This is a genomic window from Flavobacterium sp. NG2, assembly GCF_034119845.1.
In the GTDB taxonomy this organism is placed as follows: domain Bacteria; phylum Bacteroidota; class Bacteroidia; order Flavobacteriales; family Flavobacteriaceae; genus Flavobacterium.
The window spans coordinates 649,514-663,295 of the sequence record NZ_CP139420.1 but is presented as its reverse complement, the minus strand read 5'-3'; the positions used below and the strand labels follow the sequence as shown (position 1 = coordinate 663,295).

Below are 13,782 nucleotides of genomic sequence, written 5' to 3'. Positions count from 1 at the left end.
TCTTTGTCTTATATTTGTGAACTTAAATAGAAAAATAATGAAAAAAGAAGTTTTAAGTTTTTTGTTGTTGTTAATGATGCAATTGGGTTTTTCTCAGACTAATTTGTCATGGCAAGGGTATTTTTCATACAACGAAATTAAAGATATATCTGCAAGTGCAACTTCAATTGTTTCGGCTTCTGAGAATGCATTATTCTCTATAAATACAACTTCAAATGAAATTAAAACCACTACTACTGTTGATGGCCTTTCGGGAGAATCAATAAGTGCGTTGTATTATAGTTCAGCCTTAAATAAAACACTTGTAGGTTATCAAAATGGTTTGATGACAGTGGTCGACGAATCTACAGGAAAGATTTTAAAAGTAGTTGATATTTTAAACAAACAACTTCCTTCCAGTATAAAAAAAGTAAATCATTTTATGGAGTATCAAGGAATTGTATATGTGTCCTGTGATTTTGGGATCGTACAGTTTAATTTGAATACGATGCTTTTTGGCGATACTTATTTTATAGGTGATAATGGTGCTGAAATTAAGGTTACTCAAACAGCTGTTTTTAATGGGTATTTATATGCTGCAACTATTAGTGGTATTAAAAGAGCTTTGGTTGCAAATAAAAATTTAATAGATTTTAATCAATGGGAACAAGTGACTTCTGGAAGCTGGGTGGGTATTGAAACTTTTGGAACAGAGTTGGTTGCTGTAAATGAATCGGGAAGTATTTTTAAATATAGTAATAATGCATTTGTAAATACTAAGAATCTCAATCAAACAATTAATGATGTGAGAGCTGTAGGCGGTTATCTTTTGGTGACGAGTTCTAGTAGTGTTTATGTCTATAATAATCAATTGGTGTTGATTCGCCAAATTGACAATAGTCAGGTCTCTGAGGCTGTTTCAAGTTTTGTATGCGCAACAGTAATTGGTGATAGAATTTATATTGGTACAAAAGAAAATGGTTTGTATTCAAGTACAATAACAGTATCATCTAGTTTTATTAATGTAACACCTTCAGGACCGTCTAAGAATAATATTTTCGCAATAGATGTAGCTCCGAATTCGCTTTGGGCTGTTTATGGTTTTTATAATATTTTTTATGATCCATATCCATTAAAAACGTTTGGGTTAAGTAAATTCAGTTCAAATGGTTGGTTGAATATCCCGTATCAAAATGTTTTTGGGGCAAAATCGATGAGTCATATTTTGATAAATCCCAATAACGAAAATGAAGTTTATGCAAGTTCATATTTTTCTGGTTTGTTGAAAATTGTAAATGATGAGCCTGTGATTTTGTATAATGAAAAGAATAGTGGTCTAGAAACCTTAACTTTTATTGGTCCAAATTATATTGATGTACGAATCAATGGAACGGCCTTTGATAAGAATGGAGATTTGTGGGTTACAAATAGCTTAGTTAAGAATGGTTTAAAAGTGCTAAGGTCTAATGGAGATTGGCAAAAATTCTCAACAGTGACAATCTTAGGTTCTAATAGTGAAGAAGAGCCATTTGGTAAGATTGTAATTGATAAAAATGGAACTAAATGGATGGGAACTTATAAAGATGGAGTGGTTGGTTTTAACGAAAAAACTAATGTTTTTAAGAGGTTTGGTTTTGGTGAAAATGAGGGGAATATGCCTTCTAATGATACCAGAGCAGTGGCTGTTGATAATAATGGACAGCTTTGGGTGGGAACATCGAAAGGTTTGAGGGTTTTGTCAAATGTTAATAGTTTTCAAACCGATGATAAATTAACCACAAAAGCTGTGATAATTTTGGAAGATGGTTTGGCTCAAGAATTAATGTACGAACAATTTATTACAGATATTGTGGTTGATGGAGCAAATAATAAGTGGATTGCTACTATTGATTCGGGTTTGTTTTTAGTGTCTCCTGATGGTCAAAAAACAATTTATCACTTTACAGTAAATAATTCTCCCTTGCCAAGTAATACTATAAATGATGTAGTAATTAGAGGGACTACAGGTGAGGTTTTTATAGCGACAGCAAAAGGATTAGTTTCGTTTAAAGGGATAGCTACTAAGGCAAGTGCTGATTTGAGTAATGCTTATGTCTATCCTAACCCAGTAAGGCCAGGGTATCAAGGAACTGTGAAAATTTCAGGTTTAATCGATAAGGCAAATGTTAAAATAACGGATGTAGAAGGGAATTTAGTCTATGAAACTATATCTGAAGGAGGAACAATCGAGTGGGATACTACTGCTTTTGGGAATTATAAAGTAGCTTCGGGTGTGTATATGATTTTTATATCTGCTGAAGACGGTATTGAGACAAAAATAAAAAAAGTGATGATTGTTCGATAATAATTAACCTCCATAAAGAGTGATTTTAATTTACTAATTTAATGTTATTCAAAACCAAAGCAATTGTCATATCCTCTTTAAAATTCCAAGAAAAAAGTTTGATTGTCAAATGTTTTACACTGTCTAGCGGACTCAAATCTTATTTTGTTAGAAATGCATTTGCAGGAAGAAAAGTCAATAAAAAAATAGCTTATTTTCAGCCACTTTCTATTTTAGAGATTGAGGCGGTTCATAAAAATAAAGGGACTTTGGAAAATTTTAAGGAAATTAAAATAAGTACCCCTTTTCAGACAGTCCATACTGATATTTACAAGAGTACCATGGTTTTGTTTCTTTCAGAAGTATTGTATCATTCGATACATGAAGAGGAAAAAAACGAACCTCTTTTTGATTTTTTAGAAACCGCTTTGTTGTGGTTGGATCATCATGACGAAATAGCTAATTTCCATTTGATATTATTATTAGAAATAACAAAGTATTTAGGTTTCTATCCTGATATTTCAAATATTGATATGCCGTTTTTCGAAATGAGAGAAGGGAATTTTACACCTTTTATTGGAGTTGATACGTTGACAGAACATCAAACCAGTTTGTTTCGAAAATTGATAAACTTGAAATTTGATAATATTGAAAAGGTTTTTCATGTAGTAGAGCGTCAAATTATTTTAAAAATTCTAATGGATTATTATAGATTTCACTTGGATGGTTTTAGAAATCCAAAATCATTAGAAGTTTTGAAGGAGGTTTTTTCTTGAAAATAATTTCAAATTATAGTAGCTATAATGCTAAAATCACAAACTTTTGCCTTTTCGCTTTTGCCTATTTACTATAAATGACTACTTTCGCAAATCGATTAAAGAAAAGGACAAAATGAGCTCAAAATTTACTGAATACAAAGGACTTGACTTGCCAACGGTAGCGTCAGAAGTTCTTGATTTTTGGAAAGAAAAAAACATATTTGAAAAAAGTGTAACGACAAGGGAAGGTGCTGAACCTTTTGTGTTTTTTGAAGGGCCACCTTCAGCAAACGGATTACCAGGAATACACCACGTAATGGCTCGTGCCATCAAAGATATTTTTTGTAGATATAAAACTCAAAAAGGTTTCCAAGTTAAGCGTAAAGCGGGTTGGGACACGCACGGTTTACCTGTGGAATTAGGAACCGAGAAAGAATTAAATATTACCAAAGAAGATATTGGAACCAAAATTACCGTAGCAGAGTATAACGAAGCCTGTAAAAAAACAGTAATGCGTTATACCGATGTTTGGAATGATTTGACCGAAAAAATGGGGTATTGGGTAGATATGGAAGATCCATACATTACCTATAAATCCAAATATATGGAATCGGTTTGGTGGTTGTTGAAGCAAATATACAACAAGGATTTGATGTACAAAGGCTACACTATTCAACCCTATTCTCCAAAAGCAGGAACTGGATTGTCCTCACACGAAGTGAATCAACCAGGGTCTTACCGTGATGTGACTGATACTACGATTGTAGCCCAGTTTACTACAGTGCTTTATCCTAATGGAGAAACTGAAGAAAATACAGTTGAAAAAGCTTTCAAGTTGAAATATCCACTTTTTAATGGAGAAGGTTCAATGAGAGGTCGTTTTCAATTTTTAGCATGGACTACAACTCCTTGGACCTTACCATCAAATACCGCTTTGACGGTTGGTCCAAAGATTGACTATGTGTTGGTGAAAACCTTCAATCAATATACTTTTAAGCATATAAATGTTATTCTTGCTAAAAATTTAGTAGGAAAGCAATTTGGGAAAGGATTTTTTGCGAGTGAAGAAGCAGCCGATTTTGAAAATTACAAAGCAGGTGATAAAAAAATACCTTATCAAGTTGTTGCCGAAGCAAAAGGTGCTGATTTAGTAGGCATTCGTTACGAGCAATTATTGCCTTTGGCTTTGCCATACCAAAATCCTGAAAATGCGTTTAGAGTGATTTCTGGTGATTTTGTTACCACCGAAGACGGAACAGGAATTGTACATACTGCCCCTACTTTTGGTGCTGATGATGCTAAAGTTGCTAAAGAAGCTACTCCTGAAGTTCCTCCAATGTTGGTGTTAGATGCTAATGAGACTCCTGTGCCATTGGTAGATTTACAAGGTAGATTTATTGAAGGCTTGGGCGAATACTCAGGTAAATACGTTAAAAATGAATATTATAACGATGGCGAAGCTCCAGAACGTTCGGTTGATGTGGAGATTGCTATTCGTTTAAAAGAAGAAAATAAAGCCTTCAAGGTAGAGAAATACGTTCACAGTTACCCACATTGTTGGAGAACTGATAAGCCTATCTTATATTACCCATTAGACTCTTGGTTTATAGAAATTACCAAAGTTCGCGACCGTATGTTCGACTTGAACGAAACTATCAACTGGAAGCCAAAAGCAACTGGTGAAGGTCGTTTTGGGAACTGGTTGAAAAATGCGAACGATTGGAATTTATCCCGTTCAAGATACTGGGGAATTCCGTTGCCAATTTGGAGAACCGAGGATAAACAAGAGGAAATTTTGATTGGTTCGGTAGAAGAATTGTATAACGAAATTGAAAAAGCCATCGCTGCAGGTGTTCAAAAAGAAAATCCATTCAAAGGATTTGAAATTGGTAACATGGCCGAATCGAATTACGATTTGATTGATTTGCATAAAAATGTGGTCGATGCAATTACTTTGGTTTCTGCTTCGGGCAAACCAATGAAACGTGAAGCCGATTTGATTGATGTTTGGTTTGACTCAGGAGCAATGCCGTATGCACAATGGCATTATCCTTTTGAAAACAAAGAAAAAATAGACGGAAACCAAGATTTTCCAGCGAATTTTATTGCTGAGGGAGTGGATCAAACTCGTGGATGGTTTTATACCTTACACGCTATTGGAACCTTGGTTTTTGATAAAATTGCCTATAAAAATGTTGTTTCGAATGGTTTGGTATTGGACAAAAACGGACAAAAAATGTCTAAACGTCTCGGGAATGCGATTGATCCATTTGTGACTTTGGCGGAATATGGTCCTGATGCTACGCGTTGGTATATGATTTCGAACGCCAATCCTTGGGATAACCTAAAGTTTGACTTAGAAGGGATTGCTGAGGTACGTCGTAAGTTTTTTGGAACACTTTATAATACCTATTCATTCTTTAGTTTGTATGCCAATATTGACGGATTCAAATACGATGAAGCTGAGGTTCCAATGAACGAAAGACCAGAAATTGACCAATGGATTATTTCGGAGTTGAATACTTTGATAAAAGACGTGGATGGTTTCTATGCTGATTACGAACCTACAAAAGCAGCTCGCGCTATATCGGATTTCGTACAAGAAAATCTAAGTAACTGGTATGTGCGTTTGTGTCGTCGTCGTTTTTGGAAAGGTGAATATGCACAAGATAAAATTGCTGCTTATCAAACACTTTACACTTGTTTGTTAACTGTAAGTAAATTAAGTGCTCCAATAGCACCATTCTTCATGGATAAGCTTTACAGAGATTTAACAAACGCAACACAATCAGAACAATTTGACAGTGTACATTTGTCGGAATTTCCAAAATACGTTGAAAACTTTGTTGATAAATCACTTGAGAGCAAAATGCAGAAAGCGCAGACGATCTCATCACTAGTTTTATCACTTAGAAAGAAGGAGATGATTAAGGTGCGTCAACCTTTGCAAAAGGTAATGATTCCAGTACTTGACAACAATCAGCGATTGGAAATTGAGGCTATTTCAGACCTAATTAAAGCAGAGGTAAATGTGAAAGAAATTCAACTTTTAGATGATGCTTCAGGGGTGTTAGTAAAACAGATAAAGCCTAATTTTAAAGCATTAGGACCACGTTTCGGTAAGGATATGGGGCTGATTTCTAAGCGAATACAGGTTTTTACGGCCGATGAAATTAGTCAGATGGAGCGCGAAGGAAGCTTAGTTGTTGAAATTGCAGGAAATCCCGTAACTTTAACATTGGAAGATGTGGAGATTAGTTCTCAAGATATTGAGGGTTGGTTGGTAGCAAATTCGAATGGAATTACGGTGGCTTTGGATATTGTAATTTCACCTGAATTGAAAAGTGAAGGAATTTCAAGAGAACTTGTCAATAGAATTCAAAATATTCGAAAAGATTCAGGTTTTGAAGTTACTGATAAAATTAAGGTGCATTTGCAAAACAATAGCATTTTGGAAGCAGCTGTGAATGGAAATCTGAATTATATCAAGTCAGAAACCTTGACGGAAGCCTTGGTTTTTGAGGAAAATATAAAAAATGGCATTGAAATTGAGTTTGATGATATAAAAACAATAATAACGATTACTAAATAATAAGGGTATGATTGATGAAGCTACACGATACTCAGACGCCGACTTGGCAGAGTTCAAAGAAATTATTCTAAATAAAATAGAGAAAGCACAAGCTGATTTAGATTTAATCAAAAGTGCCTATATGAATGATTTGAATAATGGTACTGATGATACATCGCCAACATTCAAAGCATTTGAAGAAGGTAGCGAGACCATGTCTAAAGAGGCAAACTCACAATTAGCAATTCGTCAAGAAAAGTTTATTCGTGACTTGAAAAATGCATTATTCCGTGTAGAAAATAAAACCTACGGAATATGTAAAGTAACAGGAAAGTTAATTGGGAAAGAAAGATTGAAAATCGTTCCTCATGCAACTATGAGCATCGAAGCTAAAAACTTGCAACGATAATAGTTTATATTCCAATTTTAAAATTCCAAATTCCAATACAATTATTGGGATTTGGAATTTATTGTTTTGTCTTTTATTATTCTCTATTTTTGCGCACTTAAAATTTTTAAAATGTCATTACGAAATGCATCTTTACTGATCTTCATTATTTTGATGGTGGATCAATTTTCAAAAATTTATATCAAAACTAATTTTATCTTAGGAGAAGAAGTTGAGGTTTTCAGTTGGTTTAAAATTCTATTTGTTGAAAATGAGGGGATGGCTTGGGGAACAAGGATTCCAGGTGAATATGGTAAGTTGTTTTTGACTGTATTTAGACTTTTTGCTGTGGGAGGAATAGGATATTGGTTATGGGATTCTGTTGAACGTAAACATAGCTCTAATTATTTGATTGTGGCTATTGCGTTAATTCTAGCTGGAGCCTTTGGTAATATTATTGATTCTGTTTTTTACGGAGTTGTTTTTGATGATAGTCATTCCCAATTGGCAACTTTATTCAGTGATCAACCTTATGGGAAGTATTTTCATGGAAAGGTAGTGGATTTGTTCTATTTTCCTATTTGGCAAGGTAATTTACCTAGTTGGTTGCCTATATGGGGAGGAAAAGATTTCACATTTTTTAACGCTATTTTTAATGTAGCTGATGTAGCTATTTCGACAGGTGTAGGGATATTAATTGTTTTTAATAAAAAAGCATTTCACAATAACCATTAATCGGTATACGTTCTAATTTAAAAAGACCAATTCTAGTTTTTAGAATTGGTCTTTTTTTGGGTTAAAAAGAGTAGTTTTTTTCAGGAGTGACACAATAATCTAGTGTAACGTCGCCTTCAAAAACATCGCTAATTTCTTCTTCACTTTCGAAAAAAGACAGTCCAATTTTAACGGTTTCTGGTAAGCATTCTGATAGGAATCGGTCGTAAAAACCTTTGCCGTAGCCTACCCGATGTCCTCTTTGGTCGAAAGCTAATAAAGGAACAAAAACGACTTCTATTTTTTTTGATGGTACCTCTATGCCATCAACGGGTTCGGGAATATTGTACTCATTTTTTTTGATTTTAGTATTATCAGTCAATAAAAAATGAGTCATTTTTCGGGTTTCAAAATCGGTTTTCGAAATGATTGTTTCCTTGTCTTTGCCTGAAAGTAGGTGTAGGATTAACTCAGTGTCCACTTCTCGTTGTTCTTCTATTGGGAGAAAAACATGAAAATAAGTCTTTTCCCAAATAGGCAATTTGAGTAAGGAATTGGCAATAGCCAAGCTTTTATCTTCAATTTCGATATCGCTAAGGTTTTGTCTTAGTTTTTTATACTTTAAACGTAATTCTTTCTTACTGCTTTTCATTCAAAATACTTTTGGATAGGTGATAAACGGCATCACCTTGATATACAATAGGCGAATGGTTGGCGTTGATGATGTAGCCGTCATTTGGGGCTTTTACTTTTTGTTCGAATTTCCCAAAAGGATCTGTAATAGTAGCTAAAACTTCTCCCTTTTTTACAAACTGTCCAATCTTGTTATGGTCATGAAGTAGGCCCGAACATTTTGCACGCAACCAGGTAGATTTGTTGATGTAAATACTGTCTGTTTCTTTAAATTTTGGTTGGTGTTTTAAGTCAAGCATTCCTAAGAATGAAAGTACTCTTTTGACTCCTTCAATTCCTGTTTCGGCTACGGCATCATTGATGTCTAATGATTTTCCACCTTCAAAAAGGAGTATTTTAACATTCAATTTTTGGCTTGAATTCCTAAAAGAACCCGCAATATTTTTCGAAAACAAAGTAAAAGGAGCATTGAAGACATCTGCGAGTACTTTTAATTCTTCGTTATCTGGTATGAGTCGTATTTGCGGCGCATTGAAACGGCTGGCGCCACCTGCGTGAAAATCAATGGCGTAATCAACAACAGGCATAATATCATTCATTAGGTGAAAAGCAAAACGGCTCGCTAGAGATCCTTTCTTTCGTCCAGGGAAAACGCGATTTAAATCTCGGCCATCTGGAAATTGACGCGACATATTGATATATCCAAACATGTTAATGATAGGGATACAAATGATAGTGCCACGCTTGGGTTTGTTTATTTTTTTGGTAATAAGTTGCCTTACGATTTCGACTCCATTAATTTCGTCTCCGTGAATTCCAGCCGAGAAAAGTACAGTTGGACCATCTATTTTAGAACGTTGGATGATGATTGGAATTTTGAGCTTAGCAGCATTATGCATTTTAGCAATTTCCATATCAATGGTTTTGCTTTCGCCAGGTAAAATCGTTTCTCCGAGAATTGTAATGGTTTTGCTTGTTTTCATATCGAAATAAAGGCTAAATGTAAAAATTATTATTTGGAATTCGTAAATTTGAATCAAATCAATATTTTGATATTGTTAAATTCGATTTTTGGAATCAATAATAATCGATTTAGAACCCTTGTGAAATAATAACTAATGCTTAAACCCAGTCTTGATCTTCAAATTCAAACGCTTCCTGATGGGCCAGGTGTCTATCAATATTATGACAAGGATGGAAAAATTTTATATGTTGGCAAAGCCAAGAATTTAAAAAAACGAGTTTCATCTTATTTTAATAAAATTCATGATACGGCAAAGACAAATGTCTTGGTAAAAAAAATTGTTACCATAAAACATATTGTTGTTCCAACTGAGACGGATGCACTTTTGCTTGAAAATAATTTGATTAAAACGCTACAACCTAGATATAATGTGTTGTTGCGTGATGATAAAAGTTATCCGTGGATTTGTATCAAAAAAGAGCCATTTTCAAGGATATTTGCCACCCGAAGAATGGTCAAAGACGGTTCGGAATATTTTGGACCTTATACTAGTTTTAAAACCGTAAATACTATTTTAGAACTAATTAAAGAATTGTATCCACTTCGAACTTGTAATTTTGATTTGAGTCCATCAAATATTAATTCGGGGAAGTTTAAAGTTTGTTTGGAATATCATATAGGCAATTGTAAAGGTCCTTGTGAAGGTTTTGAAAGCTTAGAGAATTACCAGAAACAAGTTGATGCTGTTAGAGAAATTCTGAAAGGGAATTTCAAAAACAGTATGAAAGATTTCAAAAAGGTAATGATGGAATTAGCTCAAGATATGCATTTTGAAGAAGCCCAAAAAATCAAGGAAAAGATTGAAGTGCTTGAAAACTATCAATCTCGTTCTACTATTGTTAATCCAAAAATAACCAACATTGATGTGTTTTCTATCGTTTCTGATGAAGGTGCGGCTTATGTTAACTTTCTTCAAATTTCTCATGGCTCCATCATTCGTTCCCATACAATGGAAATGAAAAAAAAACTGGATGAAACCGATGAGGAACTATTGGAATTGGCAGTGGTGGAACTTAGAGAGCGTTTTCAATTGCTGTCCAAAGAAGTTATTGTTCCATTCCCGATTGATTTAGGTGCGAATATCAAAATTACAGTACCACAATTAGGGGATAAAAAACAGATTTTAGATTTGTCGGTGCGAAATGCTAAATTTTATAGAATTGAACAATTGAAACAGTTGCAAATTGTAGACCCTGATCGACATACCAATCGAATTATGGCACAAATGCAGAAAGATTTACGATTGTCAGTGGAACCACGTCATATAGAATGTTTTGATAATTCCAATATTCAAGGAACGAATCCCGTTTCGGCTTGTGTGGTTTTTAAAGACGGGAAACCAAGTAAAAAGGATTACCGTCATTTTAATATCAAAACGGTTGAGGGACCTGATGATTTTGCTTCGATGGAAGAGGTAGTCTACCGTCGATATAAAAGATTATTGGATGAAAAAGAACCCTTACCACAGTTAATTATTATTGATGGAGGTAAAGGTCAATTGTCATCGGCTTTAAAGAGTTTAGATGCATTAGGGTTAAGGGGGGAAATTGCTATTATAGGTATTGCAAAACGACTTGAAGAGCTATTTTACCCAGGTGATTCAGTGCCTTTATATTTGGATAAAAAATCAGAAACCTTAAAGGTGATTCAGCAATTAAGAAATGAGGCACACCGTTTCGGGATTACACACCATAGAGATAGAAGAAGTAAAGAAGCTTTGAATTCTTCAATTGAGTCAATTCCTGGCATTGGTGAAAAAACGATGCTAACCCTGATTCAGCATTTTAAAAGTGTTAAAAGATTGAAATTAGTGAGTGAAAAAGAAATTTCGGACGTTATTGGTGTGTCCAAAGCCAAAAAAATTGTCGAATTTTACAAAACTAGAACCGATTAAATAATATTACGATATTAAAAAAGTACTTTACTATGAAAAAATATATACTACTTATACTTATATTTTTCTCAGGACTCCAATTGTTTTCTCAAGAACAAAAGAGACCTAAAGTAGGTTTGGTTTTAAGCGGTGGAGGTGCTAAAGGATTTGCACATATAGGTGTTTTGAAAGTGCTTGAAGAAGTTGGTATTAAAGTGGATTATATAGGCGGGACAAGTATGGGAGCAATTGTTGGAGGGATTTATGCCTCTGGTTATAATGCAGCCCAAGTGGATTCTATCTTTAAGGCAACAAATTTTGACGAGTTATTAAATGACTATGTGCCTAGAGCCTCCAAAAATTTCTATGAAAAACGTAATGATGAAGTATATGCTTTAGTGTTGCCTTTTGACAAATTTAGAATTGGAATTCCAGAGGCGCTTTCGAAAGGAATTTATAATTTCAACTTATTGAGTAAGTTGACGCGCAATGTTAGGCATATAAGAGATTTTAATCAATTGCCAACTCCTTTTTTATGCATAGGCTCTAATATAGAAACAGGTAAGCAGGTTGTTTTGAATAAAGGTAATCTAGCTCAAGCCATGATCATCAGTGCTGCTTTTCCATCGTTATTTTCGCCTATAGAATTAAATGACGAGTTACTAGTTGATGGGGGAGTAACTAATAATTATCCCATTGACGAAGTAAAAGCTTTGGGAGCAGATATTATCATTGGTGTGGATGTTCAAGACGATTTGCTTACAAAAACGGGCTTGAATGATGCAACAAGAATCTTGGTTCAAATTACAAATCTTCATTCGATTGAGAAGATGAAAAGAAATGTGATGAAAACGGATATTTATATCAAGCCAGATATAAAGAATTATGGGGTTATTTCATTTGATTTAGGTGAGGAAATCGTGAAAAAAGGTGAGGAAGCTGCCTTTTCGGTTTATGAAAAACTAAAAGCATTGGTAGATGACGGTGAAAAATATGTGAAACCTCCTTTGGTGCTTAAGGATCAAATCCTTAAAATAAAGAAAATAAATTGTAACGAATTAGAAAATTATACAAGGGATTATATTATTGGGAAGCTACGTTTTAAGCCCGACACAGAAATTACGTATAAACAATTAGAAAGAGGAATTACCAATATTGATGCTACTCATAATTTTAGTAGTATAGATTATTATTTAAGTCCAAATATTGAAGGAGGAGATGATTTGAATTTGGTACTGAGAGAAGAACCTATTAAATCATTTTTAAAGTTTGGATTGCATTATGATGAATTGTTTAAAAGCGCTGTTTTGGTTAATGTTACTCAAAAGAAACGTTTTTTTAAAAATGATATCGCTTCATTAGATATCGTATTAGGAGATAATGTGAGGTATAACTTTGATTATTATGTTGAGAATGGGTACAATTTTAGTGTAGGTTTCAAATCTCAGTTTAATCAATTTAATCGAAATGTTACAAATAGTAAAGGGAATTTAGATTTTGTGCCTATCGGTCAGAGTACTATAAATGTTGATTTTTGGGACTTGACTAATCAGGCTTATTTTCAATCTTTATTTTTACAAGAATTTTTAATTGGAGGAGGTTTTGAACTTAAATTTCTGAAAATTGACTCAGAAACGCTTTCAAATAATAATCCCACTATCGATAATAGTAATTATCTCAGTGCTTTTGGGTACTTGAAATTTGATAGCTTTGACGACAAACATTTTCCTAAAAAAGGATTGTATTTTTCGGGTGATATTCAAACCTATTTACTGTCTTCTGATTACTCAAAAGAATTTAATCCTTATACTATAGTGAAAGGGGGTTTTGGGGGTGCTTTTTCGATTTGTAAAGATTTCACATTTACTATTAAAAATGAAGCAGGTTTTACCTTAGGTGATAAAAGTGTTTCATTCTTGAATTTTGTGTTAGGAGGTTATGGATTTAATCCAATAAATAATTTTAGACCCTTTTATGGGTATGATTTTTTGAGTTTAGGGGGAAATAGCTATATCAAATCTACGGGAAGTTTGGATTATGAATTTTATAAGAACAATCACTTTAATTTCTCAGCTAATTTTGCAAATTTGGGAGATAAAATATTTAAGAACATAAATGACTGGGTCTCTGTGCCTAAGTATTCTGGATATGCAGTGGGATATGGGTTGGAAACCGTTATAGGGCCTATTGAATTCAAACACTCTTGGTCGCCTGATAATACAACAGGATTTTCATGGATTAGTGTTGGTTTTTTGTTTTAGTCTATAGTGTGAAAAGGGAGTGTTTTATTATCGCAACACTTTTCGGTTATAATTATGGGGATAATATAAAAAAGTAACATTTTTTATATTATGTAAAAAAATAACCGTTTTTATGAATCAACTTCATAAATCGTATCAAAAATATCTATTTTTGTGTAAATAATTCAGTGTTCTTGTCTAACTTTGTAATCACAAAACGGAAGGGGTGGTTTCCTTCCTATTTGATATAAATTTCATAATTTATAGTTTTTTGGTTAG

Annotated in this window: 9 protein-coding genes; 7 read left to right on the top strand and 2 right to left on the bottom strand. The window is 33.7% G+C overall.

Translation table 11 applies throughout. From position 1 onward, the window contains the following. Nucleotides 1-37 precede the first annotated feature (37 nt). The 5 genes from SLW70_RS02750 (at nucleotide 38) to SLW70_RS02730 (ending at nucleotide 7,754) form a co-directional block, all read left to right on the top strand. Complete coding sequence (locus tag SLW70_RS02750; protein WP_320890449.1) at nucleotides 38-2,323, top strand: two-component regulator propeller domain-containing protein; 2,286 nt, start codon at nucleotides 38-40, stop codon at nucleotides 2,321-2,323. A 41-nt stretch (nucleotides 2,324-2,364) separates the two neighbouring features. Beyond that, nucleotides 2,365-3,078 carry a DNA repair protein RecO gene (gene recO / locus SLW70_RS02745; RefSeq protein ID WP_320890448.1) on the top strand — a complete coding sequence of 238 codons (714 nt, stop codon included), beginning with the start codon at nucleotides 2,365-2,367 and terminating at the stop codon, nucleotides 3,076-3,078. Nucleotides 3,079-3,193: 115 nt separating this feature from the next. Beyond that, nucleotides 3,194-6,652: an isoleucine--tRNA ligase gene (ileS, locus tag SLW70_RS02740; RefSeq protein ID WP_320890447.1), complete on the top strand. Its 3,459-nt coding sequence runs from the start codon at nucleotides 3,194-3,196 to the stop codon at nucleotides 6,650-6,652. Nucleotides 6,653-6,659: 7 nt separating this feature from the next. Then, nucleotides 6,660-7,040, top strand: a complete 381-nt coding sequence (locus SLW70_RS02735) for a TraR/DksA family transcriptional regulator (protein WP_320890446.1) — start codon at nucleotides 6,660-6,662, stop codon at nucleotides 7,038-7,040. Nucleotides 7,041-7,151: 111 nt separating this feature from the next. Then, complete coding sequence (locus SLW70_RS02730; protein ID WP_320890445.1) at nucleotides 7,152-7,754, top strand: lipoprotein signal peptidase; 603 nt, start codon at nucleotides 7,152-7,154, stop codon at nucleotides 7,752-7,754. Nucleotides 7,755-7,815: 61 nt separating this feature from the next. Here SLW70_RS02730 and SLW70_RS02725 read toward each other — a convergent pair whose 3' ends face one another. Both SLW70_RS02725 and SLW70_RS02720 read right to left on the bottom strand, forming a co-directional pair. Further along, nucleotides 7,816-8,385: a 5-formyltetrahydrofolate cyclo-ligase gene (locus SLW70_RS02725; protein WP_320890444.1), complete on the bottom strand. Its 570-nt coding sequence runs from the start codon at nucleotides 8,383-8,385 to the stop codon at nucleotides 7,816-7,818. Next, nucleotides 8,372-9,349 carry a M14 family metallopeptidase gene (locus SLW70_RS02720; RefSeq protein ID WP_320890443.1) on the bottom strand — a complete coding sequence of 326 codons (978 nt, stop codon included), beginning with the start codon at nucleotides 9,347-9,349 and terminating at the stop codon, nucleotides 8,372-8,374. Before SLW70_RS02720 ends, SLW70_RS02725 begins: the two co-directional genes overlap by 14 nt. A gap of 135 nt (nucleotides 9,350-9,484) precedes the next feature. Between SLW70_RS02720 and uvrC the strand changes: the two genes are divergently transcribed. Continuing rightward, nucleotides 9,485-11,284: an excinuclease ABC subunit UvrC gene (uvrC, locus tag SLW70_RS02715; RefSeq protein ID WP_320890442.1), complete on the top strand. Its 1,800-nt coding sequence runs from the start codon at nucleotides 9,485-9,487 to the stop codon at nucleotides 11,282-11,284. Between the two features lie 32 nt (nucleotides 11,285-11,316). Continuing rightward, nucleotides 11,317-13,524: a patatin-like phospholipase family protein gene (locus tag SLW70_RS02710; RefSeq protein ID WP_320890440.1), complete on the top strand. Its 2,208-nt coding sequence runs from the start codon at nucleotides 11,317-11,319 to the stop codon at nucleotides 13,522-13,524. Nucleotides 13,525-13,782: the final 258 nt, after the last annotated feature.

What these genes read in the sequence shown, in the direction of transcription:
- SLW70_RS02750 (WP_320890449.1), top strand. Translation starts at nt 38, where the DNA reads ATGAAAAAAGAAGTTTTAAGTTTTTTGTTGTTGTTAATGATGCAATTG.
- recO (WP_320890448.1), top strand. Translation starts at nt 2,365, where the DNA reads ATGTTATTCAAAACCAAAGCAATTGTCATATCCTCTTTAAAATTCCAA.
- ileS (WP_320890447.1), top strand. Translation starts at nt 3,194, where the DNA reads ATGAGCTCAAAATTTACTGAATACAAAGGACTTGACTTGCCAACGGTA.
- SLW70_RS02735 (WP_320890446.1), top strand. Translation starts at nt 6,660, where the DNA reads ATGATTGATGAAGCTACACGATACTCAGACGCCGACTTGGCAGAGTTC.
- SLW70_RS02730 (WP_320890445.1), top strand. Translation starts at nt 7,152, where the DNA reads ATGTCATTACGAAATGCATCTTTACTGATCTTCATTATTTTGATGGTG.
- SLW70_RS02725 (WP_320890444.1), bottom strand. Translation starts at nt 8,385, where the DNA reads ATGAAAAGCAGTAAGAAAGAATTACGTTTAAAGTATAAAAAACTAAGA.
- SLW70_RS02720 (WP_320890443.1), bottom strand. Translation starts at nt 9,349, where the DNA reads ATGAAAACAAGCAAAACCATTACAATTCTCGGAGAAACGATTTTACCT.
- uvrC (WP_320890442.1), top strand. Translation starts at nt 9,485, where the DNA reads ATGCTTAAACCCAGTCTTGATCTTCAAATTCAAACGCTTCCTGATGGG.
- SLW70_RS02710 (WP_320890440.1), top strand. Translation starts at nt 11,317, where the DNA reads ATGAAAAAATATATACTACTTATACTTATATTTTTCTCAGGACTCCAA.